This is a genomic window from Pseudomonas syringae group sp. 247E2, assembly GCF_032587795.1.
In the GTDB taxonomy this organism is placed as follows: Bacteria; Pseudomonadota; Gammaproteobacteria; order Pseudomonadales; family Pseudomonadaceae; genus Aquipseudomonas; species Aquipseudomonas amygdali.
The window spans coordinates 829,954-854,003 of record NZ_JAWHPK010000008.1 but is presented as its reverse complement, the minus strand read 5'-3'; the positions used below and the strand labels follow the sequence as shown (position 1 = coordinate 854,003).

General features: G+C 58.3%; 20 protein-coding genes and 1 pseudogene. 8 read left to right on the top strand and 13 right to left on the bottom strand.

The genetic code is table 11. The features are described from left to right. Nucleotides 1-261: 261 nt before the first annotated feature. Nucleotides 262-714 (bottom strand): DUF3237 family protein, encoded by a 453-nt coding sequence (locus RYC18_RS10930; protein ID WP_004665230.1) that lies wholly within the window; start codon nt 712-714, stop codon nt 262-264. A gap of 401 nt (nt 715-1,115) precedes the next feature. Between RYC18_RS10930 and RYC18_RS10925 the strand changes: the two genes are divergently transcribed. Further along, on the top strand, nt 1,116-1,883 hold the full coding sequence (locus RYC18_RS10925) for a C1 family peptidase (protein ID WP_316885899.1): 768 nt from the start codon (nt 1,116-1,118) through the stop codon (nt 1,881-1,883). Nucleotides 1,884-1,888: 5 nt separating this feature from the next. Here the strand turns inward: RYC18_RS10925 and RYC18_RS10920 are convergent, their stop codons facing one another. Then, nucleotides 1,889-3,088, bottom strand: a complete 1,200-nt coding sequence (locus RYC18_RS10920; RefSeq protein WP_002553371.1) for a XylR family transcriptional regulator — start codon at nt 3,086-3,088, stop codon at nt 1,889-1,891. A gap of 182 nt (nt 3,089-3,270) precedes the next feature. Here RYC18_RS10920 and xylA point away from each other — a divergent pair, with 182 nt between their 5' ends. The 6 genes from xylA (at nt 3,271) to RYC18_RS10890 (ending at nt 10,334) form a co-directional block, all read left to right on the top strand. Beyond that, a complete protein-coding gene (gene xylA / locus RYC18_RS10915) occupies nt 3,271-4,587 on the top strand; it encodes a xylose isomerase (protein WP_316885894.1) in 1,317 nt (438 codons plus the stop codon). A gap of 139 nt (nt 4,588-4,726) precedes the next feature. Then, the gene (gene xylF / locus RYC18_RS10910; protein ID WP_005746437.1) at nt 4,727-5,728 is read left to right on the top strand and encodes a D-xylose ABC transporter substrate-binding protein; all 1,002 of its coding nucleotides are present in this window, start codon (nt 4,727-4,729) and stop codon (nt 5,726-5,728) included. 93 nt (nt 5,729-5,821) lie between these two features. Next, nucleotides 5,822-7,378, top strand: a complete 1,557-nt coding sequence (gene xylG, locus RYC18_RS10905; RefSeq protein WP_316885891.1) for a D-xylose ABC transporter ATP-binding protein — start codon at nt 5,822-5,824, stop codon at nt 7,376-7,378. Then, the gene (locus tag RYC18_RS10900) at nt 7,379-8,515 is read left to right on the top strand and encodes a sugar ABC transporter permease (RefSeq protein ID WP_316885889.1); all 1,137 of its coding nucleotides are present in this window, start codon (nt 7,379-7,381) and stop codon (nt 8,513-8,515) included. It begins immediately after the preceding gene. Between the two features lie 143 nt (nt 8,516-8,658). Next, complete coding sequence (locus tag RYC18_RS10895) at nt 8,659-9,051, top strand: CesT family type III secretion system chaperone (RefSeq protein ID WP_225231678.1); 393 nt, start codon at nt 8,659-8,661, stop codon at nt 9,049-9,051. Between the two features lie 401 nt (nt 9,052-9,452). Further along, nucleotides 9,453-10,334: a hypothetical protein gene (locus tag RYC18_RS10890; protein WP_005777017.1), complete on the top strand. Its 882-nt coding sequence runs from the start codon at nt 9,453-9,455 to the stop codon at nt 10,332-10,334. A 45-nt stretch (nt 10,335-10,379) separates the two neighbouring features. Here the strand turns inward: RYC18_RS10890 and RYC18_RS10885 are convergent, their stop codons facing one another. From RYC18_RS10885 to RYC18_RS10835, 11 genes are all read right to left on the bottom strand, one after another. Beyond that, nucleotides 10,380-10,814 carry a RidA family protein gene (locus RYC18_RS10885; protein WP_005733123.1) on the bottom strand — a complete coding sequence of 145 codons (435 nt, stop codon included), beginning with the start codon at nt 10,812-10,814 and terminating at the stop codon, nt 10,380-10,382. A 40-nt stretch (nt 10,815-10,854) separates the two neighbouring features. Continuing rightward, nucleotides 10,855-12,438 (bottom strand): flavin monoamine oxidase family protein, encoded by a 1,584-nt coding sequence (locus RYC18_RS10880; protein ID WP_005746432.1) that lies wholly within the window; start codon nt 12,436-12,438, stop codon nt 10,855-10,857. A 22-nt stretch (nt 12,439-12,460) separates the two neighbouring features. After that, entirely contained in the window at nt 12,461-13,390 is a 930-nt protein-coding gene (locus tag RYC18_RS10875; protein WP_005733125.1) for an ABC transporter substrate-binding protein, read from the bottom strand. A gap of 28 nt (nt 13,391-13,418) precedes the next feature. Then, the gene (locus RYC18_RS10870) at nt 13,419-14,204 is read right to left on the bottom strand and encodes an amino acid ABC transporter ATP-binding protein (RefSeq protein ID WP_316885880.1); all 786 of its coding nucleotides are present in this window, start codon (nt 14,202-14,204) and stop codon (nt 13,419-13,421) included. Further along, a complete protein-coding gene (locus RYC18_RS10865; protein WP_005746431.1) occupies nt 14,197-15,171 on the bottom strand; it encodes an amino acid ABC transporter permease in 975 nt (324 codons plus the stop codon). The genes RYC18_RS10870 and RYC18_RS10865 overlap by 8 nt, the downstream gene beginning before the upstream one ends. 41 nt (nt 15,172-15,212) lie before the next feature. Then, nucleotides 15,213-17,663, bottom strand: coding sequence for a TonB-dependent receptor (locus tag RYC18_RS10860; RefSeq protein WP_316885878.1), 2,451 nt, complete (start codon nt 17,661-17,663; stop codon nt 15,213-15,215). A gap of 533 nt (nt 17,664-18,196) precedes the next feature. Next, the gene (locus tag RYC18_RS10855) at nt 18,197-18,865 is read right to left on the bottom strand and encodes a DUF3313 domain-containing protein (RefSeq protein WP_005746429.1); all 669 of its coding nucleotides are present in this window, start codon (nt 18,863-18,865) and stop codon (nt 18,197-18,199) included. Between the two features lie 431 nt (nt 18,866-19,296). Next, nucleotides 19,297-20,133: a sugar phosphate isomerase/epimerase family protein gene (locus RYC18_RS10850; RefSeq protein ID WP_005746428.1), complete on the bottom strand. Its 837-nt coding sequence runs from the start codon at nt 20,131-20,133 to the stop codon at nt 19,297-19,299. 1 nt (nt 20,134) lies between these two features. After that, nucleotides 20,135-21,367 carry an NAD(P)/FAD-dependent oxidoreductase gene (locus RYC18_RS10845; protein WP_005746427.1) on the bottom strand — a complete coding sequence of 411 codons (1,233 nt, stop codon included), beginning with the start codon at nt 21,365-21,367 and terminating at the stop codon, nt 20,135-20,137. An 18-nt stretch (nt 21,368-21,385) separates the two neighbouring features. Beyond that, on the bottom strand, nt 21,386-21,706 hold the full coding sequence (locus RYC18_RS10840) for a MocE family 2Fe-2S type ferredoxin (protein ID WP_003376651.1): 321 nt from the start codon (nt 21,704-21,706) through the stop codon (nt 21,386-21,388). A 36-nt stretch (nt 21,707-21,742) separates the two neighbouring features. After that, the gene (locus RYC18_RS10835; RefSeq protein WP_005746425.1) at nt 21,743-22,834 is read right to left on the bottom strand and encodes a fatty acid desaturase family protein; all 1,092 of its coding nucleotides are present in this window, start codon (nt 22,832-22,834) and stop codon (nt 21,743-21,745) included. A gap of 120 nt (nt 22,835-22,954) precedes the next feature. Between RYC18_RS10835 and RYC18_RS10830 the strand changes: the two are divergent. Beyond that, nucleotides 22,955-24,045, top strand: a pseudogene (locus tag RYC18_RS10830) (LacI family DNA-binding transcriptional regulator). The last annotated feature ends 5 nt before the right edge of the window (nt 24,046-24,050 follow it).

Below are 24,050 nucleotides of genomic sequence, written 5' to 3'. Positions count from 1 at the left end.
ACGCCCATGGAAGTAACGCTTGAATTGCTTATTGATGGACAATTTCGAGCACTTCAAACCCGACTGATAAACTGAGAATGGTTGAACCCAGCCTGCACGCAAGCCGCCCTGTCAGACTGACCAGTCTCTGGTTATATATATAACCAGCAAAAATGATTTAAATGCCATCACGCCGACCCGCCAAGTGTCAGCGACAAGGTTTATACCTTGATAACACACTTGACACTTGCTTTCACACCCACGCGCTTCTTTGAAGGCTCTCTATATCTCGTTAACCTGATAAATACTGACACGCAGGCGGTCATCCCCGGCTTTTATATTTAATCTGCCGACGTACAGGTTTCTCTGCAGGTAATCATGAGCGCCGGAAGGAACGCTGAACTGTTTGCTGCACGTGCACCGACAGCGCGATTCGGCGAATGGCGCGCGGTCCGTTTCATCGAAGGCCACGAGCCCTTCTCCGACGACATCTATCTTTATTCCGTCGTCAGTCAGCAAGGTGTAGTACAGGCTGAATCGTGCAAGGCTGTCATCCTGGGGCACGAGAAAAAGGCTACCTCCCGGAAGAACCTGCCCCTGCAATCGATCGCCGGTAAATTCTCCTCCCAGTATCTCACCGCTGCTGCGTTGCCCCCGTTGAGGGTTACAAAGCGCTTGCGGCTTATCGATACGCAGGTGAGCAGCCAGTATTTCATGCAGTTGCATCGTCTCCATCCCTCTACCCCTCATCTTGCATGCGGTGGCTCGCGCCTGCCCATAACTGTACCGAGGTGTATCTTTTAGCCCGGACATCGCATACTGTCAATTTAAATGTACCAACTGGTACGCTTATGAGGCTTAGGATAAGCGTCTGTAAAGCAGTATCGTTTTGCCACTTTCGATAAATCTCTGTGGCTCGTACCCAGCGCAGAAAAAAGCGGAAAGTCTATTCCGCAAGTTCATTTAAAAATTGATTCACATGGCCTATTACTCAACTAACAGTACTGGCCAAATGAGCCCACTCGGCCAACTCATAGCTCACTACTTACTAAATGAAGTTTAATCCGCGCCTGCCAAAAACCTGTTTACATGAGGACTGTCAACTTTTCCGACAGTGTCTTACAAGGAGATACGAAATGACCTATACCGTGAAACAGTATGGATGGATTCGCGATCTGCCTGATCATCGCGATCATCTGTATGCGGCCCCCACAACGGCGCTGGCGGCGCTTCCACACATGGTTGATCTGCGCCCCCATTGCCCGCCCGTATACGACCAGGGCCAACTGGGCAGTTGCACCGCAAACGGTATTGCCGGAGCGATTCAGTTCGATCGCATGAAGCAAAAGCTGACGCCCGCGTTCGAGCCCTCGCGGTTGTTTATCTATTACAACGAACGGGTCATTGAGCATACCGTCGATTCGGACAGCGGCGCGATGATCCGCCACGGAATCAAAAGTGTAGCGGAGCAAGGTGATTGCCCTGAAAAAGAGTGGCCTTATGACATTGAAAAGTTCGCTGTCAAACCTCCGGCTGCCTGCTACAAGGACGCTAGAAAATACAAAGCGGTGTCCTACCAGAAGCTTGCGCAAAACCTCAACCAGATGAAAGGCTGCCTGGCGGCAGGCTATCCGTTTGTCATTGGTTTTTCCGTCTACGAGAGCTTTGAAAGCAAGAAAGTCGCCCAGACCGGGCATGCCCCGATGCCGGGCCCTCACGAAAAAATGCTCGGAGGGCACTGCGTGTTGGCAGTGGGCTACAACGATGCCCACCAGCATTTCATCCTGCGCAACTCATGGGGCACTGGCTGGGGCATGGAAGGCTACTTCACCCTGCCCTACAGCTATCTGCTGGATGAAAATCTGTCCACCGACTTCTGGACGATAAGGGTCGTGGCTGCCTGACCTTCTCAGGCACCTGGGCATTGCACTGCCGCATTGACACCTTGCAGGTACTCTCGCGGCGTGCATCCAAATTCCCGGCGAAAGACCGTATGCAGGTATTGCGCCGACCGGAAACCACAATCGCGGGCGATGTCGGCAATTGCGCAGTCCGTATTTTGCAGCCCGTGTGCGGCAGCGGCCAGTTTGAAACGCAGGATCTCGTCATGCACGCTACAGCCCCGCACCCGGCGAAAATGCGCTTCCAGCGACGAGCGCGAAACGCCCACGTACGCGGCTACCTGTGCGGTCTTGATGCCTTGGCACGCGTACTGCCGGATAAACAGCAACGCCTGCATGACATACGGGTCCCCCAACGGTTGGTGCAGACTCGAAGCCTGTACGTTGACAGCGTCCGGCGGTATCAGAATGTGGGTGCCGGAAGACGGCATGCCATGCAACATCTGGTGCAGCAGGCGCGCGGCGGTTCGGCCCATTGTGTCGGTGCCTTGAACCACCGAGCTCAGCGGTACACGCGTGAGGGTTCTGGTCAACGGATCGTTGTCGATGCCGATCAGCGCCACTTGTTCAGGCACGGCAATTCCGGCAGTCAGGCAGGCCTGCAACAACTGACGGGCGCGGGCATCTGTCACGGCAATGATGCCGATAGGCTTGGGCAGGCTTTGCAGCCAGGCGATCTGCTGTTCCACAGCGCTGTCCCAGAGCGGTGCACTGGTGCCCAGGCCGCGATAGACCTCGGCGTGCAGGCCGTCGCGTTGCAGCAGTCGGCGAAAGGCCTGCTCGCGCTCCTGCGCCCAGCGATTGGCCTGAGCCTCAGGCAGACTGAAGCAGGCAAAGCGGGTCAGCCCAGCCACTATCAAATGCTCGTAGGCGGCCTTGATCAAGGCGTGGTTGTCGGTCGCGACATAGGGAATGCCCTTCGGGTAGGCGCGCTGATCCTGATAGGAACCGCCTACCGCCACCACCGGCAGCCTGATGCCAGCCAACGCCTCGCCAATCAGCGGGTCGTCGAAGTCGGCAATGATCCCGTCACCCTGCCAACGCTCGATGCCTTTCAGGCGACAGAGAAAATCTTCCTCCAGAAACAGATCCCAGGACACCCGGGTACTGCTTAGGTAGTTGCCGATGCCGCTGATGATGCCGCGGTCATAGATCTTGCTGCCGTTGAACAACAGTGCAATACGGTGAACGGGGGGTACGGTTTTCATTATTTTTATGCCGGATTTTTATATCGATTCGATAAGCACTACGTCGCTCTACACAGACTAGGCCCGCAAAGGACCAATCTCAATACTCAAAATCGCACTGCGCGTTGACGATTTTCATAATCAGCAGGCCTGGGGCCGTTGCTAGTATCGAGGCATCGCCAAGAACAATAAGGAAAACGCAGATGCCGTACTTCCCCGCCGTCGACAAGGTTCGCTACGAAGGCCCTGACAGCGACTCGCCCCTTGCCTTTCGTCACTACGATGCCGACAAACTGATTCTCGGCAAACCCATGCGCGAGCATTTGCGCATGGCGGCCTGTTACTGGCACACGTTCGTCTGGCCGGGCGCCGACATGTTTGGTGTCGGCACTTTCAAGCGTCCATGGCAAGGTTCCGGGGACCCGCTGGAGCTGGCTATCGGCAAGGCTGAAGCAGCTTTCGAGTTTTTCTCCAAACTCGGCATCGACTACTACAGCTTCCATGACACCGACGTGGCACCGGAAGGCAGCTCGCTCAAGGAGTATCGCAACAACTTCGCGCAGATGATTGATCAGCTGGAACGTCATCAGGAACAAACCGGGATCAAGCTGCTGTGGGGCACCGCTAACTGTTTCAGCAACCCGCGCTTTGCCGCAGGAGCCGCCAGCAATCCGGACCCTGAAGTATTTGCCTACGCCGCGACTCAGGTGTTCAGTGCCATGAACGCCACCCAGCGACTCAAAGGTGCCAACTACGTCCTGTGGGGCGGTCGTGAAGGCTACGAAACCCTGCTCAATACGGACCTCAGGCAGGAGCGCGAACAGTTGGGCCGCTTCATGCGTATGGTGGTCGAGCACAAACACAAGATTGGCTTCAAAGGCGACTTGCTGATCGAGCCCAAGCCGCAGGAGCCCACCAAGCATCAGTACGATTACGACAGTGCTACGGTGTTCGGTTTTCTGCAGCAGTACGGTCTGGAAAAAGAGATCAAGGTCAACATCGAAGCCAACCACGCGACCCTGGCCGGACACAGCTTCCACCACGAAATTGCCACAGCAATCTCGCTGGGAATCTTTGGCAGCATCGATGCCAACCGCGGCGACCCGCAGAACGGCTGGGACACTGACCAGTTCCCCAACAGCGTCGAGGAGATGACCCTCGCCACCTACGAGATTCTCAAGGCCGGTGGTTTCACCAATGGCGGCTACAATTTCGATTCCAAGGTCCGTCGTCAAAGCCTCGACGAAGTCGACCTGTTCCACGGCCACGTTGCCGCCATGGACGTGCTCGCCCTGGCGCTGGAGCGCGCTGCGGCGATGGTGCAGAACGATAAGCTTCAGCAGTTCAAGGACCAGCGCTACGCAGGCTGGCAGCAGCCGTTTGGCCAATCCGTACTGAGCGGAGGTTTCAGTCTCGCTTCGCTGGCCGAGCATGCGTTCGCCAACGACCTCAACCCACAAGCCGTCAGCGGTCGGCAGGAATTGCTTGAAGGAGTGGTCAACCGCTTTATCTACTCCTGAAGCAAGGCTGAACGGACGCCGCAGTGACATTCTCACGACAAATCTGTGCCCGCGGCGTCCGACAACGTTTTACAGTTGCACCGGCATTACGCTGCACATCATGAAGTGTCTTTCGAACAACAATAAAAGGACGCACCCTATGAACACCCTGAAACGCACGCTGCTTGCCAGCGCTCTGGCCTTGCTGTCCCTGCCGGTCATGGCCGACTCCACCCACCCGAAAATCGGTTTTTCCATCGATGACCTGCGTCTGGAACGCTGGTCACGCGACCGTGATTACTTCGTCGCTGCGGCGGAAAAGCTGGAGGCCAAGGTCTTCGTGCAATCGGCGGATGCCAACGAGCAGAAACAGATATCGCAGATCGAAAACCTTATCTCTCGCGGCGTCGATGTGATTGTCATCGTGCCGTTCAACGCCACCGTGCTGACCAACGCCGTTGCCGAAGCCAAGAAGGCCGGGATCAAAGTGGTGTCTTATGACCGGCTGATCCTCAACGCCGACATCGATGCTTACATCTCCTTCGATAACGAAAAGGTCGGCGAAATGCAGGCCGGCGGCGTACTGAAAGCAGCGCCCAAGGGCAACTACTTTTTGCTGGGCGGAGCCCCCACTGACAACAACGCCAAGATTCTGCGCGAAGGTCAGATGAAGGTGCTGCAGCCAGCCATCGACAAGGGCGATATCAAAATCGTCGGCCAACAGTGGGTGAAGGAATGGAACCCCACTGAAGCCCTGAGCATTGTTGAAAATGCCTTGACCCGAAATAACAACAAGATCGATGGCATCGTTGCTTCCAACGACGCCACCGCCGGGGGCGCGATTCAGGCGCTGGCCGCACAGAAACTGGCCGGCAAAGTGCCTATCTCGGGGCAGGATGCGGACCTGGCGGCGGTCAAGCGGGTCATTGATGGCACCCAGACCATGACCGTCTACAAGCCGCTGAAGCTGATTGCCAGCGAAGCCGCCAAACTGTCGGTGCAACTGGTGCGCAACGAGAAGCCTGCCTTTACCGCGCAGTACGACAATGGCAGCAAGAAAGTCGACACCATCCTGCTGACCCCGACACCGTTGACCAAGGACAACATCGACCTGCTGGAGAAAGACGGGTTCTACACCAAGGCGCAGATGGGCGGCCAGTGAGCTATCGATAATCAGTCGATAGAAAGCCTGGGCCTGTGCAGCACGGCTGCGCAGGCTCAGGCACGCCCTTGGATCCCCGTGTGAGCCTGTGCCATGTCCGACTATCTGTTGCAAATGAACGGCATCGTCAAAACCTTTGACGGCGTCAAAGCCCTGAACGGCATTGACATCAAGGTCCGGCCCGGTGAATGCGTCGGCCTGTGCGGCGAAAACGGCGCGGGCAAGTCCACGCTGATGAAGGTGCTGTCAGCGGTTTACCCCTACGGCACCTGGGACGGCGAGATCCTTTGGGATGGTAACCCCCTCAAGGCGCAGTCAATCAGCGAAACGGAAGAAGCCGGTATCGTCATCATTCATCAGGAACTCACGCTGGTGCCTGACCTGTCGGTGGCCGAAAACATCTTCATGGGTCATGAACTGACGCTCCCGGGTGGACGCATGAACTACCCGGCCATGATCCATCGCGCCGAAGTGTTGATGCGTGAGCTCAAAGTGCCAGACATGAACGTGGCACTGCCGGTTTCCCAGTACGGCGGCGGTTACCAGCAACTGGTGGAAATCGCCAAGGCACTGAACAAGAAAGCTCGTCTGTTGATCCTCGACGAGCCGTCCTCAGCCCTGACACGCTCGGAAATCGAGGTGCTGCTGGACATCATTCGTGACCTGAAAGCCAAGGGCGTGGCGTGCGTGTACATTTCGCACAAACTCGATGAAGTGGCAGCCGTGTGCGACACCATTTCAGTGATCCGTGATGGCAAGCATATCGCCACCACCGCCATGTCGGACATGGACATCCCGAAGATCATCACCCAGATGGTCGGTCGCGAAATGAGCAACCTTTACCCCACCGAACCCCATGAGATCGGCGAGGTGATTTTCGAGGCGCGGAATATTACCTGTTACGACGTCGATAACCCCGGACGCAAACGGGTCGACGACATTTCGTTTGCTCTCAAGCGCGGGGAAATTCTCGGCATTGCCGGGCTGGTAGGCGCGGGTCGCACCGAACTGGTGTCCGCTCTGTTCGGTGCCTACCCGGGCCGATATACCGGTGAAGTTTGGCTGGACGGCCAACCTGTCGACACGCGCACGCCGCTCAAATCAATCCGCGCCGGCCTGTGCATGGTCCCGGAAGACCGTAAGCGTCAGGGCATTATTCCGGACCTGGGCGTTGGTCAGAACATCACCCTCGCGGTTCTCGATACCTACTCGAAAATGACCCGCATCGATGCCGAAGCCGAGCTGGGCAGCATCGACCGGGAAATCTCGCGCATGCACCTCAAGACGGCCAGCCCGTTCCTGCCGATCACCAGCCTGTCCGGTGGCAACCAGCAGAAAGCCGTGCTGGCGAAGATGCTGCTGACCCGCCCGCGCGTTCTGATTCTCGACGAACCGACCCGCGGCGTCGATGTGGGTGCCAAGTACGAGATTTACAAGCTGATGGGCGCGCTGGCGGCCGAAGGTGTGTCAATCATCATGGTCTCTTCGGAGCTGGCCGAAGTACTGGGAGTCTCCGACCGTGTGCTGGTGATTGGCGAAGGCCAGTTGCGCGGCGACTTCATCAACCATGAACTCACTCAGGAACAGGTGCTCGCCGCTGCGCTCAGCCACCCCGATGCCCCTGACAATAATGCCCGGAAGACCGCATAGATGAACCAGGTCAAACAGTTCTTCACCCGCTACAAAATGCTTGCGCTGGTGATTGCCATCGCAGTGATCTGGCTGTTCTTCAGTTGGCAGACCGATGGAGGGTTTCTGACCCCGCGCAACCTTTCCAACCTGCTGCGGCAGATGTCCATCACCGGCATTCTGGCTTGCGGCATGGTATTGGTGATCATCAGTGGCGAGATCGACCTGTCGGTGGGTTCATTGCTGGGCCTGCTCGGGGGGCTGGCGGCGATTCTGGATGTGGTTTACCACATGCCGCTGCTGGCAAACCTGAGCGTGGTTGCGCTATGTGGGCTGATGATTGGCCTGGCCAACGGCTACATGACGGCCTACCTGCGCATTCCCTCCTTCATTGTCGGGCTGGGCGGTATGCTGGCCTTTCGCGGCATTCTTCTGGGGATTACCGGCGGCACGACCATCGCCCCGGTATCGCCTTCGCTGGTCTACGTCGGCCAGGGATATTTGCCGCACTCTGTCGGTACAGCGCTTGGCGTACTGTTGCTGGCCCTGACGCTGTTCCTGACCTGGAAACAACGGCGCAACAGAGCCCTGCACGGGCTGGCGGCACATTCGATGATCCGTGATGTGTTACGCGTGGTATTGATCGGCGCTGTGTTGGGCGGGTTTGTCTATGTGCTCAACAGCTACGACGGAATCCCCGTTCCGGTGTTGCTGTTGCTGGTCCTGCTCGGTGTGTTCAGTTATGTCACCAGCCAGACGGTTTTCGGACGGCGCGTCTATGCGGTGGGCAGCAACATGGAAGCCACGCGGTTATCCGGCATCAACGTACAGGCCGTAAAACTGTGGATCTTCGGCATCATGGGCGTCATGTGTGCCTTCGCCGGGCTGGTCAATACCGCACGCCTGGCTGCAGGCTCGCCCTCGGCCGGCAACATGGGCGAACTGGACGCCATTGCCGCCTGCTTTATCGGCGGCACCTCCATGCGCGGTGGCTCGGGCACTGTCTACGGTGCCCTGCTTGGCGCGCTGGTCATCACCAGTCTCGATAACGGCATGTCCATGCTCGACGTCGACAGTTACTGGCAGATGATCGTCAAGGGCGGCATCCTCGTGCTGGCGGTGTGGGTGGACGTGAGCACACGGGCCGGACGGCGGTGATTCGCAGAAGTCAGAGGTTGTGCTGAACACTTTATTCTGGAGTTTCCGGTCTCGACAGGTCCCACAGGTTAATCGAGATACCGGGAACCACAGCGTGCGTTCCGGCCGCTCACCGTCGATATGGTTTTCTACGGATACTGGCAATGAACTCATCCTCCACTCTACAAAAGCTGCTTGATAGGCGTGGTCAGGCGGCCAACGGAAATTCTGCGACACAGGCCGTACAGTGGCAGGAAGGAATGAACCTCACGCTGCATGTAAACGGCGATAGCCTCACGATGTTGGCAGAGACCATCGATCTGCGTGCCGACCCTCAGGACGACATCCTCTTGCGCAAGCTGCTTGCCCATGCTTTTCCGGGCCTGCGGCTACGACGCGGCGCGTTGACCATCAACCCGGGCGAGAACACGTTGGTGTATTCCTACGAGCATGACTTTCTCGCACTGGACAAGACCCGATTCGAAAATCTGCTGGCTAACTTTGCCGAAACAACGCAGGAGTTGCGTAACACCGCGCAGCGCCTGCGTTACCGCTGAGGACAGAGCCCATGTTGAACAAGCCGACGTTGAACGAGATTTCCCCTACCGCACAAGCCGCTGCTTCCCATGCCGTCGAGGGCCCCACAAGCCCCACGCCAATGCGACTGGATGCAGCGCAAGGTCAGCGATCACTGCCACCGATGGACGCGCCATCGTCGCTACGCCTACGAGCGTCCGGCACATCGTCAGGTGGAGAACCGCAGGCGGCTCAGGAAAACTCAGGCAGCGCGGCTGCAGACAACAATGGAGCCGCACGCGCTCGGCGAGAGCCGGGGATTGATCCAGTCAGGCTTTTTGTGAAACTGATGGTAGGAACCCTTGCGCTCTCGACAGGATGTCGATTGACAAGGCATCCGGATGATTTTGCAAAAGATCCTGGAGGCAGTATATGGGCGGCCATGAGTTTAAAGCATCGCTCTTCTCAGAACGATCTGGATCAGGGAAACAGAACGGTTCTGGAGCGTTACGGCGCCTACATTCCCAAAGACAGTAACTGTTTCAAAGCAAAGGCAGACGTCACTCACGACATTCCCCCTGGCGTCGCAGGTCAGTGGAACGTTAAAACCCGTCAGGTGAAGCTGAACCCCAACATTGCGCTTGAAAGTCACCCGGCCGAGGTCGCAGGGCACGAGTTCATACACTGTTACACCCACCCGGAGTTCAGGGGTCGTCACATTGATCATCGGCACTGGAAAGCCTTGAACGAAGGCCTGACCACTCATCTGACGGAAAAACTACCCACGCCGAAACGCCTCTTGCCTATCCCTCTGGCCAAAGACCCCTATCACGGTTTCAAACTGGCCACAGGAGACTCATGGCCCGCTGCGGCGAAACGTATTGAAGGTGCTGTCGGCGAAGATACGCTGCTGAAAGCGTTCTTCGGCGGCGACGATGACGCCATCAGTGAAGTCGCCAAAGCCGCTGCCCAGATCTATCCCCGGCTTGCGTCAAGCCGCACCGAGCAGGAGTTGTACAGAGCCGGAATGATGCGCGGCTCGCAGCAATTGGCTGAGTGTTATGCCGGTGCCTTGCTCGCCAGCGGCCAGCCTTTGCCCGAGAGCTGGTCACGCAATATGCTCCCGGTGTTCAGTTTCTCGGACATGCAACCCGAGCAGGCGAAAAAGGCGCAATTGCAAGCAGAGCAGAGCCAGGAGCGAATGGGCATCATATTTGATGCGGCATTTTTCTCACCAGACCTGAAGACCCAACGACAGGCATTGGGCATGCTGCGCGAAGATCTACTGATGCACTGGGAAAACGTTGTGCCCGATAAAGGCTGATCCATCGAAGCCCTCGCTTTAAAGGCTACCGGGAAGGAAAGGTGCTCAAGCCTGCCTGGCCGCTACCGCTTCCACTTCGATCAGCGCACCGGGCAACGGCAGCGCCACTACCTGCAAAGCGGTGCGCGCGGGTTTCAAGGGTTGCTCGGGGGTGCCGAAAAACTGCGTGTAACCGGCCTGCAGGCCTGCAAAGTCAAGCTTGCCGCCGGTTTCCTCGGCCCCCACCAGAAACACCCGCAACTGCACGATATCGCCCAGATCAAGGTCCTGTTGCCGGAGGATATTGCGCAGTTTGTTGAACACCGAAACGCTCTGCACTTCAGTGTTGCCATAGGCGGCAGGCGTACCCGCCGGAGCGTGTGGGTCGGCAAGGTCGGGCAAAGTGCCGCTGATGAACACCAGGCTGGCCGAGGCAGGCACGGTCACGGTTTGCGAGATTGGAAAATCGCCGACGCTGGTACGTTGAATGCTGTCGCTCATGGTGTCACTCCTCAATGGATGTTGATGCTGCAATAAAGGCTCAGGACGCCGTGAGGGCCGCCGTCTGTCGTTGCTGGATGACCCGCTCGGCCAGTTGCCCGACCACATGGCGCGCCGAATTGGCGGCTGATTCCTGCCAGATACCCACGCCGCTCTGCACCAGCCCGTCGCCAGCGAAGTAAACCCGGCCATGAGGTTCATCCAGCAAGGCGCTGGCGTCGGCCGGGAAATGTTCGCGTTGCAGCCACGGGCCTTCGCTATAAGGAATCTGCTCCCAGGACACGGCCAACGGGTTACGCAAGTGATGCGAGTAACCGGGATGCAGCAGTTCGACCGCCTCTCTGGAGGCTGCGTATTGCGCCTCGAACGGTTTCGCGCCGAACACGTCGGCACCCTCCCCGGTCACGTAACCGGCGACGAGCAGGCCATCGCGGGTGTTCAAGTCATTGCTCGGGTACCACAGCAGGCGCGCCGGATGGTCGATCCAGGACAACCCGCCATAGGTGCGGTAATCGGTTTCCCAGAAGCGCGGGGATTGCCACGCCACCTTGGTCGCCTGATCGTTGCGGGTGCTCAGCAAAGCGGCCTTTACCGGATTACTGAAGTCGGTATCCAGCCTGGCCAGCAACGGCAACGGCAGGGTCGACACCAGATAATCGGCGCGTACTACCTGTTCGCGGCCGCTGTGTCTGTCGTGATAGGTGACCGCCACACCGTCTTCCAGTTGACGAATCTGGCGCACCTGCGCGCCCAGTTGCACCTGTTCAGTGAGGCGCTGGTAAAAGGCGTCGGTGATGCGGTCCATACCGCCGACCGGCTGAAACATGGTCGCCGAGAACTCGGGAAACTCAGTGTGCAGCAGCGCGCCCCACAGCTCGGGATGCAGCAGGCGCTCCAGCCCTACCGGCTGCGCACTGGTCGGCAATGCCCCCGGATGCGAGAGCGACTCCTGATGTCCAGAACGCAGGCTGCCCTCATAAGCCAGTTCCTGCGAGAGGTCGCCATACACCTGCAAAAACGCCAACAGGCGCTGACGCTCTTCGCCGCTCAACACATCGTCCAGAGCATCGCGCTGCACCGCCGTGGCCAGTAGACCCGAGAGGTGGCCGCGGGCGTCGTTGATAGCCTGGCCGACAGTGAACGCGGGCTGTTGCAGGTCCGGGCGGACCTGAGCGCCATGGCTGCTGTTGACCAGCACTTCAAGCGGCACCCCCAGCTCGCTGCAATAGTCGAGCAGCGTGCGGTGCTGGCTGGGAATCCGCGCTGGCCCGGCATTGAAATACAGCCCGGGATCAAAGCCCACGGTCTGCGTGCGACCGTCCTTGTAGTCCACCTGATCGCCGCTGCGCAACGTCCAGTTGCGGCCGCCCACTCGATCACGGGCCTCCAGCACTTGCACAGTAAACCCTGCCCGCGTCAATTCCAGCGCAGTCACCAGCCCGGCGATTCCGGCACCCAGCACCAGTACGCGAGTGCCCTGCCCCAGCCCGTTTCCGAGTTTCAGAGGTTTTGGCCGCCGGTGTGATGAAGGCCCCAGCCCCAGTACCGCAAGCGCGTCCTTGACGGCTTTTTCGCCACCTACCGCAGCAATGCTGGAAAGTGCTTCACGTCGTGTCAGTCCCATATCATTTGCTCCCTTGAAGTCCTCAATCCGGTAAGCCGGGCGGGTTGATCAGCGACTTGTCGACGCGCTCCACATCCAGGCCCCAGCGCTGCAACACTTGCTCGTACTGCCCGCCGGCAATCGCGCCTTCAAGGGCGGTATGAATCGGTTTGACCAGACCGTTGTCCTTGCGCGTGGTCACTGCGATATCAGCCTGCAATGGCCAGCCGCCGTTAACCGTGCCGACCCGCTTGATGCCTCCGGTGATGGCGGCCGAGTAGGCATACACCGAATTGGGCCCGAACAGCGCATCACTGCGCCCCGACTGAATGGCAAGCTGCGCAGCCGCCTGATCATCGAAATACTGCAACAGCGCAGGCTTGATACCAGCCTTTTCGTTAGCCTCGTTCCACGCCAACAGAACCTTTTCCTGATTGGTGCCGGAGCCGACGATGATCTTCAGCCCCGCGATGTCCGACGCCTGTTTTATCTCGCTGATTTTGCTGTTGGTCTTGACATAGAAGCCCAGGACATCCTGGCGGTAGGTGGCGAAATCGAAGCGTTTCTTGCGCGCTTCGGTCACGGTGACGTTACTGATGACTGCGTCGTATTTGCCCGAACTGACGCCCAGTGGCCAGTCCTCCCAACTGGTCTGCACCACGTTCAATTGCAGGCCCAGGCTGTCCGCCACCAGTTGCGCGGTGTCGGCCTCGCTGCCGATGGTGGTCTTGTCATCATTGGCCAGCAGCGCCAGGGGCGGCCCCGCCACACCGGAGACGGCCACGGTGAACTTGCCTGGCTGGGCAAACTTGAAGCCCGCCGGGATCTGCGCAATGGCCGCTTCGTTACGCGGTACATGAATGCGTTGTCGGTCAGGACTGAGGTCGACCGGTTGCGCGGTGGAAGCAAAAGCACTTTGCGCCACGCTGACGGCTATCGTCAGCAGGGCTACGCGGGCGGTATTCACTAGCATCAGCAATCACTCCTTGAAAGCGGGAAATTCACAGCACCTTGCCGAGAAAGGCAGCGGTGCGAGGGTGTCGGGGATGGTGGAAAACCTGTTCCGGCGGCCCTTGCTCAATCAACTGGCCATCGCACAGAAACACCACGTGATCCGCCACTTCCCGGGCAAAACCGATCTCGTGGGTCACTACCACCAGCGTGACACCCAGTTGCGTGAGCCCTTTGATGACATCCAGCACCTCGCCGACCAGCTCGGGGTCGAGGGCTGAGGTAGGTTCATCAAACAGCAGCACCTTGGGGTCCAGCGCCAACGCACGGGCAATGGCGACGCGCTGTTGCTGGCCCCCGGAAAGCTGGCGTGGGTAAGCGTCCACCTTGTCTGCCAGGCCAACCCTGGCCAGCAGTTCACCTGCTCTTGCCTGCGCCTCGGCCTTGCTCCAGCGTTTATGGGCCAACGGTGCTTCAGCAATGTTTTCCCAGGCGGTGAGGTGCGGGAACAGGTTGAAATTCTGAAACACGAAGCCGACCTTGATGCGCCGCTTGAGGATTTCACGCTCCTTGAGCTCATAGAGCAGATCACCCTTGCGCCGATAACCAACGTAGTCGCCGTCGATGGTGATGTAACCGCTGTCGATCTTTTCCAGGTGGTTGATGGTGCGCAACAGCGTGGACTTGCCCGAGCCGGACGGCCCGAGAATCACCGTGACCTTGCCCGGTTCAATGCTCAGGTCAATGTCCTTGAGCACCTGCTGGCTGCCAAAGCGTTTGCCCACGCCCTGGATCTGAATGCGCCCTGCGCGCACGGGTGCAGAGGCTTCACTCATGATGCTTCTCCTTCAACCAGCCGCGCACTCGCTGCAAGGGCGTGGGCGGCAAAACACGCGCCGTGCCACGAGCAAAGTGTCGCTCGACGTAGTACTGCGCGCTGGTCAACAGCGTGGTGATGATCAGGTACCAGACGGTGGCAACAATCAGCAGCGGAATCACCGCCTGGGTACGGTTGTAGATGACCTGCACGGTGTAAAACAGCTCTGGCAAGGCCAGCACGTAAACAATGGAAGTGCCTTTGACCAGGCCGATGATTTCGTTGAAGCCCGAAGGCAGGATCGAGCGCAGTGCCTGGGGCAGAATGATGCGGAAAACCCGACGCGAAGCCGGCAAGCCCAGGGCTGCGGCGGCTTCATGCTGGCCAGCATCGACACCGATCAGCCCGCCACGAATGATTTCTGCGGTATACGCCGCCTGCATCAGGCTCAAGCCCAGGACCGCCACGGTGAATTGACTGAGCACGTCGACCGTTGACCATTCGGCGAAGACCAGATCGGTAAACGGCACACCCAGTAAGATGTGGTCGTACAGGTAGGCGAAGTTGTAGAGAATGATCAACACCAGCAGCGCCGGCATCGAGCGGAAAAACCAGATGTAGCCCCAGGCCAGCGCCGCCAGCAGCGGTGAGCCCGACAGGCGTGCCAGCGCCAGCGCCGTGCCGAGAATGATGCTGAACACGGTGCTGAGCAGTGTCAGCAGCAACGTCTGGGCCAGGCCGCGCAGCACTGACGGCGAGAAGAACCATTGCCCGAACACGCCCCACTCCCAGCGCGGATTGGTCGCCAGCGAATGCACGATGGCGACCAGCACCAGTGCAGCGAATATCGACCCCACCCAGCGACCGGGATGCCGGGCGGGTACTACTTGCAACGCCTTGATCGGTGGTTGTGCTACCCGGCTCTGGCGCAGCGGGTACCGGCTGGGCTCGTCGATGAAGTCATAGGGTTTGGCGACAGTGGGCATGCTTGTTCCTCGCACTCAATGGGGGTTTTCAGGTGCTGGCCTTAAAAGGCGTAAGTCAGCCGGGTGTAGTAGTAACCGCCGGTAAAACCGTAGGGCGAATAGGTGCCGTAACTGCTGACCATGGTGCTGCTGGGAACCCCCTGTTTCTTTGGATAGATGTCGAACAGGTTCTTTGCGCCGATGGCAACGTTGAGGTTTTTGCTGAGGTTGTAGCCGAGGTCCAGATCGGTGATCCACTTGGCGCTGTACACCCGATCCAGATCGCGATTGGCTGAGGAATTGACCTCTTTGTAGGAACCGTACCGGGTCAGCGTCAGGTTCAGGTTGAAGCGCTCGATGCTCCAGTCGCCGCCCAGAATCAGTTTGGTACGCGGCTGCACGCCAGTAATCAGATTGCGGGCCTCGCGGTCCATCAGCTCATAGGACGTACCGAGGATAGAGGTGGATTCCTTGTAGCTAAGGATCTTTGTCTGGTTCCAGTTGAACGCCGCTGTCCACTTCACTGACCCGTACTGCCCAAGGTCCTGACGGTAGTTGCTGACCAGATCCAGCCCCTTGGTGCGGGTGTCGGCACCGTTGATGAAATACTGGCCGCCCGACGTCGAATCGATGCCGTTGTTGAGCAGCACCTGAGTGACCTCATCACCCAGCAGGGTGCCGGTCAGAGTGATGCGGTCACGCAGATTGATCACGTAGGCATCGGCGGTCAGGGTCAACTGATCGGTAGGCGTCAGGGTGAAACCGAGGCTGAAATTGGTGGAGCGCTCCGGCTTGAGGTCCTCGGCACCCAACGCTCTGGCGGCACCCGAGCCGGTCGGCAATACGCCGTAATTGATCGACTGATACACGCCGTCCACCACGCCGTAAGTGGTCGAACGTGCACTGAACAGACTGTTGGCCAGGGATGGCGCACGAAAGCCATTGCTGACGGTGGCGCGAACGGCGAACTGCGGGGTGAAGTCGTAGCGTGTGGTCAGCTTGCCGCTGCGGGTCGCGCCCACACCTTGGTTGTAATGTTCATAGCGCAGTGCGCTGCCGACATACCAGTCAGGCACAGGGTTAAAGCCCACGTCGACATAACTGGCGACACTGTTGCGCGAGGCGCTGCTTTCTTCATCCGGCGAAATGCCGTTGGTGACCTGCGCACCTGACGATGCACAGTTGCCCGGTGCAATGCAGTAACCGCCGTTGGCATAGGATTCATAGTCGCCCGCCTGCACCTCATACGTGTCGCGTCGATGTTCAAGGCCGTAGGACACGTCGAGGGGCTTTTGCAGGCCGATGTCAAAGCCGCGCTTGAAATCCAGGTTGGTGGTCAGCTCGGTGGAAATCCACGTTCCTGATGTGAAGCTGTTGGGCGTGGCCTCACCCAGCGACGGGTTCTGGTTATGCGTGGTGCCCTGCTCCGCCTCGTTGCGCCCGTACGTGCTGGACAGATCCCAGTCCCATTCACCAAGCGTGCCTTTGCCACCAAACGCAGCCTGAAAATCGTCTTCGTCGATGTACCAGGTCGGTGTGTATCCCGCCGGATAACCATTGGGCCCGGTGGTGATCGTATTGGTAATGGTCGGTAGGCGAAAATTCTGCCCCTGCTCGGCCTTGCGATGCGAATAGGTGGTGAAGGAATACAGACTGAAACTGTCATCGATCGGCAGCTCGGCGTTGTAACCCAGAGTCAACAGATTGGTCTTCGGCGTGCCGTAACCGCCATACGTGGACTTGCCCGCCAGGTCGTAGGCTTGTTCGTAGCTGTAGCCATTGGCGCTGGCCTTGTTGTCGTCATTCTGGCTGCGGGCGTCCAGCGCCAGTTGCACGATACCGCCGTCGCCAATCTCGAAGCCTTTATTGAGGCTTTGCTGCACGGTCTGCTTCTTGCCGTCATAACCGAGCCCGGCGTTGGTCACCGAGGTGCCGCTGGTGTCGGCCTTGAGAATGACGTTAATCACCCCGGCAATGGCATCGGAGCCATATTGAGCCGCGGCACCGTCACGCAGCACTTCTACATGATCAATGGCGCTGATCGGGATCAGATCCAGGTCTGCCGGCGCAGCGCCGGTGTTGATGCCATTGATATTAAGAGTCGCGCTGGTATGGCGGCGTTTGCCATTGACCAACACCAGCACCTCGGCGGCACTCAAACCACGCAAGTTGGGCGCACGGGCAATGCCGCTGGCGTCCCAACCGGTTTTTTCCGGCAGTGTCAGAGATGGGATGACCGCGCTCAAAGCCTCCATCAGGCCGGGCTTGCCAGTACTCTGTAATTGTTTGGCACTGACCACATCGATCGGCACCGGGCTGCTGGTCACGGTGCGTTGCTCGGCACCGCGATTACCGGTGACCACCACGGTGGACAAGGTACGACGCTCATCCTCGGAGGTTTTTTCCTCGGCCTGAATCGTCCCTGACAGCAAAACGCTCCCTATCGCCAACGCCAGCGGGCAGTAGCCCAGCACGGCAGTCGAGGCTCGGGCACGGTGTAAAGCTTGCTTCATATTCACTCCAGACATGGCCGTCATTGAAGCCATGCATGCAAATCGCAAAGTCGGGCGTTCCTGCTGTCGTAGGGACAGCGCGGTACGCACGTTTCAGGCTGTGCAGGTAAAACCTGCGCGATGAGCTAGCGGTGGGGTGAGAAGCCGGTTGGCGGCAGAAGTGACGCGCAGCGCCTGTCAACAGCAGGGCGAGAGGAATAAAGCCAGTGGCAGGATTGAACAGGCAACATACGTTGAACTCCCTTCCAACGATTCTGCTTGAGGGGAATGGTTTATCCCTCGGTCATGGCGCACTCGACGGCGGCCTGATGCGCAGAATCCTGATAACGATTGGTACCATCCGAGGTAAGGGGTAGGCTGTTGAAACCAAACATAACGGAATCAATTTCGAAAATATAATTCTATTTGGTCATAAGCTAATATTATTATTTTTGATTTATATTTATTTTATTATTCACAAATAGCATTTTCAGTTCTCAGGTGTCTGACTGACAGGAAGACCCGATTATCAGGCCGGGCTTTCCAAGGCTGCTTTACTTTGAGAGCAACAACTCAATCAGCTCATCCGCGCCTCTGGAAATACCCGCCTGCGCCGCCGACAAACGCCCGAAGGTCGAGCTTATGTCATAAACCTTTGGATATTGCCGAGTGACATAGGACTCCAGAAGCTGCGAAGTGGACGCATCGTATATCTCGACGGCATAGCTGACGGACCCGGTAAACGTACCTTCACGGTCTCTGGAGGCCTGAACGAGGTTATATGACCCCATGCCGATATCGAATCGGGAGAATGTAGACAGCCCGGTAACAGTGGTCTCGGCCCCGGTCAGGGTGAGGCGAATGCGCATTGTCCCGCGTGAAGGTGTGTCGGTGAACCGGAAATGCTTGCCCAGGGCTTCAGAGAACCTGACCGTCATGTCGTTAGCCAGGACGGTCTTTTCGTTGCGCTCCAGGTCTGAAAATTGCGCATCCGCTCCCGAGTAGATCACCACGGGTTCAAGCATTACCTTATCGTATTGGTTCCAGTTGACTGACGTCGAGTACTTGAAGGGAATACGACCCGAGCTGTCCTGTTTGTTGGGCCGCATTTCAAGTGATGACTCGATTCCTGAATAAGGCGACGGCTCGTGACTGGCACACCCTGTGACCAGAAAAACCAATAACAACAGCCCGGCCAACTTCATGTTTTTAACGTAGTGCATGCAGAACTCTCCAGCGTGATCAGGTTATTGAAATTCAAGCACTCACCGTCAATCCCCGAGCCCGACGACTATCAGGCACGCACCGTCACGGGCAGTACCTTTGAAGGGCACTGGTAATATCCCGGGACTGTTTATCCAGAAGCACGTTTTCCAGAGGAACTGTATCTTGGAGCACTCTCTTGCCTGATGCAGGGCCATCCATGATCGCGACGTACCGCGTTGCACGGCATTCAATCGATCATCATCAGACTGCTCTGCGAGGCGCTGCCGGACTGTTCTGGATATGTGTCAGTCTGCAATGAACTGCGAGACCACCAAAACTGTACCGACGTGTATAGTTTTAAACCGTTGGCGATGGGTCGTCAACCTAAAATGTACACATCGGTATGCTTTTGAAGAGTTCACTATTCACATCAAGCGGGGTGAACCCGTCAGACCCTTGCCCGGCAATCATTCCAGATTCCGCGAATCAGATCCTTGAGTAACAGTGCCTCGCTCCAGCGATCTGAAATTTCGCGCCCGTCACTCCCTGTGATTGCATACGGGGGTGGGCCCAGCTCGCACGTGAAAGACAGGCTGGCTGGTTTATTCGGTCGAGCCAGCCAATCTTCGATACCGTAACGCCACCAGGCTGAAAACCGCTCAAGCCAGGGACGGTGTTGTGCAAAGCTCAACGGCACCTGCACTTGTTCACTATTGGCTATACGGCCGTGAAACCCCCAACTATGGCGCAAGATGCTGTGAATGTGCTCGTCGTCCTCGGCCGTCGCCGACTCGGGCAACTCCCGACCTACCACGTAGTGGGACAAATCAGCCAGCAGTTTGAGGTCCGGCATCTGCGCCAGCACGTCGAGGGTAAACAACAGATCACTGGTAAGGCGGTAACGGTGAGTTTCCAGCAGAACCGGAAAGTCCACCTGCTCGGCCAGACGCTGCCAGCCCTCGATCAACGTGATCGCCTGGGCCAGCGTCCGCGGACGTGCATCGGCCTGCAGAGTCAGGTGGTGACAACCGTAGCGGCAAGCAACTTCAAGCGCCCTGTCCAGATCGGCCACTGTCTGTGGGAATAGCTGACCTTCAATCTGTAAGCCACGGGCCTCTGCGGCGGCATGCAGCCGCATGACATCGGGGGCATGCCAGTAATGGTCGGTGATCCCGTCAAAGCCGGCGGCGGCAATTCTGTCCAGTTGCGCCTCGACGGGAAGGTCACATTGGCCACGATGGTCCTGCATGGCCCATAGCGACTGAAATACCAGAAATGTGTCCATGTCAGAGCCTCAGCAGTTGTTTGAGCGAACACTCGGGGTCGTTGAGCATGGTGACGCTCAGCGGAGTTCTGGCAACGATCAGGCGCTCACACAGCTTGATACCTTTGGCAACGCTGTTGCCCATCGCCAGGCCACAGGCACCCTGCAGTCGTTGTTGCGCATCCAGGTAGAACAGCAACCGCCCTCCGCAGGCCAATGCGCGGCTGGCTGAAGGCAGGGGCTGCGTGGTTACACCGACTGTCTGCACGCTCCAGTCGTACTGATCGGACCAGAAGCCGGGCACGTCCTGGAAAGGAAGATCGTACCCCAGCATATTCAATGCGCTGTGGCGCCCCTGCGCTTCGGCGTTGCGCCAGGTCTCCTGCCGCTGGTACACCCCCTCGGGGTGCAGGCGATACTCACACACATCACCGGCGGCGAAGATGTCCGGGGCGCTGGTGCGCAGTCGATCGTCGACACGAATCCCTTGCCCCACGGCAAGGCCAGCCGCTACTGCAAGCTCGATGTTCGGCTGCATGCCAACGCCGACAACCACTGCGTCACAAGGCACACTCCGGCCGTCGACCAGCAGCACTGACTCGGCGCGCTCATTGCCTTGCACGCCTTCAAGCACGACATTGAGTTGTACATCGACGCCGTGCTGCCGATGCAAATCCAGCAATGCTCGGGACACTTCTTCAGGCAAGACGCGCCCGGCCAGACGAGGGCCTGCTTCGAGCAACGTCACCTGGCAGCCTAGAGCCCGCGCCGTCGCCGCAACTTCAAGGCCAATGAACCCGGCACCGATGATCACCAGGCGTGAACCGTGGATCAAGGCACCCCGCAACGCCAATGCTTCATCGTGGGTGCGCAGGTAGAAAACATTGCTCAGGTGCCTGGGGATCTGTGCCAGGCAACGCGCCCTGCCCCCGGTCGCCAACAGCAATCGGCTGTAAGGCAACTCATCGCCGTCAGCCAACTGCAGGCGATGACCCTGCGGGTCGAGGCTCTTTACCGGATTGTCGGTCAGATGCTCGATACCCAGCTCAGTGAGGCGCGTGTCCGCACACAGACTGCAACCGGCCAGGTCCACGGAGCATCGCAGCACGCCCTTGGACAAAGGTGGACGCTCATACGGCACGTGCGGCTCGGCGCCGATCAGTATCAGTCGGCCGGCGTAACCCTGATCGCGCAAGGTCAGCGCTGCACGGCCACCTGCATGACCCGCGCCCACGATAATCAATGGAGCATTCATGGCATGCACTCCTGATATTCAGTCACTGACCGCAAGCAAAACCCGCCCGGCTTCGACCCGTACGGCAAAGGTCTTGAGATTGACGCACACGGGTGCTCCAAGGGCTTTGCCATTGCGATAGTCGAAGCGGCCGTTATGTTTAGGGCATTCGATGACGTGATCTATTACCAGCCCGTCGGCGAGGTGAATCTTTTCGTGGGTGCACAGGCCCGCCGTGGCGAAAAATTCGTTGTCGGCGGAACGGTATACGGCATAGGTATGCGGGCCGTGATCGAAGCGAATGACGTCTTCTTCATCAATTTCGCCCACGGCGCATACATCAATCCATTGATTGTTCATGGTTTTTCTCTCTCGTTCGGGAACAACCGGAAAGTGTCAGCCGGAGGTCGCTTCAGGCTGGGGACGTACGGCGGTGGCAGACGCTGAAGCATGTGACACCTGGCGCTTGATGAAGTAGGTCGGGTCGCGGCGCTGCCTCAGGAGGGTTGGAATAATTTCCTTGAAGGCTTCGCCGAGGCTGGCATAAGGCGGCGGACAGTCGTGGCGGATCTCTTCATGAAGTTGCGCCAACGCGTGATACGGCACCATCGGGTACATATGGTGCTCAAGGTGGTAGTTCATGTTCATGTACAGAAAGCGCAGCACGCGGTTCATGTAGATAGTGCGGCAGTTGCTGCGATGATCGAGCACGTCTTCAGCCAGCCCCACATGTTGAGTAAGGCCGAACAGGTAAGACAGCCAGCCGCCATAAAGCATGGGCAAACCGACGTACATGAGGGGTAACCAGCTTTGCAGATACAGTGCCGCAGCAACCACTCCGGCATAAATAGCGAGCCAGATACGCGCGGCCAGAAACACTCTGGGCCATTCGGACACCGGGATGAAATCCTTCTCTTGCTCGCTCATGTGCGCAAAAGCATGTCGGCACACGCCGCCCATTGTTTTGATCAGTAAGGGAATCTGAAACAGGCTCAGGAACATCATCACAAGGCTCGGCGGCCGTGGCTCGACAATTTCCGGGTCGCGACCTACCACGATAGTGTCGGTATGATGCCGCGCATGGCTCCAGCGCCATACATGTGGCTCGAACATGCACATGAAACTGGCCACCTGGTACAACCCGTCATTCATCCACCGGGTCTTGAACGCGGTGCCGTGGCCAGTCTCGTGCCAGCGCGGGTTGGAGGCTGTGGCGTAAAGAACGCCATAAGCCAGGAAGAACGGCACACATGCCCAGGAACCCCAGAACCAGTAGCCGCCAAAACCGCTGACCAGCAGCGCCAGCAACCAAATGGCAGTGTCGAGCAAGGCCGGGCCGTCGCGGCGCTGCATCAATTGTTTCATGCGTTGACGGGATATGGGCGACTGGTACCACTCGGCAGATACCAGGCCTTTTTCCGCTGCACGGGCAGCTTCGGGGCCGGTCAGGCTATAGTCGCGCTGACAGGCTGCAGTGTCTTGAGGCATTGTTATTATTCTCCGCAAGTGTGAGGTTTCAGGAACTTTGCGTAAGAAAATATAGAGAGCACCCACCCCCTCTCAAGGCCTTGAATACATTCACTATCAAGCTATCATCGAGCATCTGCGGTGCTTGATAGTTTTCTATCAAGCCGCTTCAAGGGCATGTCATGAATAACAATAAGCGCCCCACCATCGCGACTGTTGCCGCGCAGGCAGGCTTGAGTGTCGCGACTGTCGATCGCGTGCTCAACGCCCGCGCTCCGGTAAACCCCGCTACCGCCGAGCAGGTGCTGAAGGCCGCGGAAGCAGTGGGTTATTTCGCCGCACGGCTGATTGCGCAGCGCATTGTCGAGCAACGTCCCACTTACCGTTTCGGCATTCTGTTGCTGAACACCGCCCAGGCGTTCTATGCCAACCTCGCTCAGGCCATTGGCCAGGCCGCGCAACGTCGTATCGGGGCCAACCTGACCTGCCAGTTCGAATACGTGACTGATCGCAGCCCGGCCGCCATCGTTGCCCAACTCGAACAACTGGCAGTGCAATGTGACGGCCTGGCGGTGGTCAGCTTTGCCCACCCGCTGATCAACGCTGCTCTTGAACAGATTCGCCAGGCTGGCGTCCCGGTGATAGCGCTGCTTTCAGACATTCATGAGAAGGCCGATGAGCCTTACGTCGGTCAGGACAATTATCAGGTCGGACGCACCATGGGCTGGCTGCTGGCACGTACCTGCGGTGCTCGCAAAGGCAGCATCGGCATTCTGCTCGGCGGCCATCGCTTTCTCGGTCATCAGGCGCGGGTTGAAGGGCTACACAGTTACCTGGCAGAACATGCGCCGGGGTTACGTCCTCTGGTGCCGCTGATCAACCTCGACAACTGTGATATCACCGAAGAGGCGAGCCTGGAATTGCTGGGCAATCATGACGATCTGCGCGGGCTGTGCGTGGTGGGCGGTGGTGGCGACGGCATCATCAGTGCTCTCTCGCAACTGCCCAGACGTCCAGCGCTGTGCTGCATTTTGCAGGAGTCCACCGAACTGTCGCGCCTCGCACTCGCGAACGGGCTGGTTGACGTGGTGATCGACTCCCAGCCTCTTCAAATTGCCGAGGCACTGGTAAATCTGCTGATCGAGTTGCAGACCGTCAACAGCTTCGATCCGCTCAGGCACCGGGTGTATGTACCGCTACAGATCGTGACCTCGGAGAATACCGACGCCTGACCGGC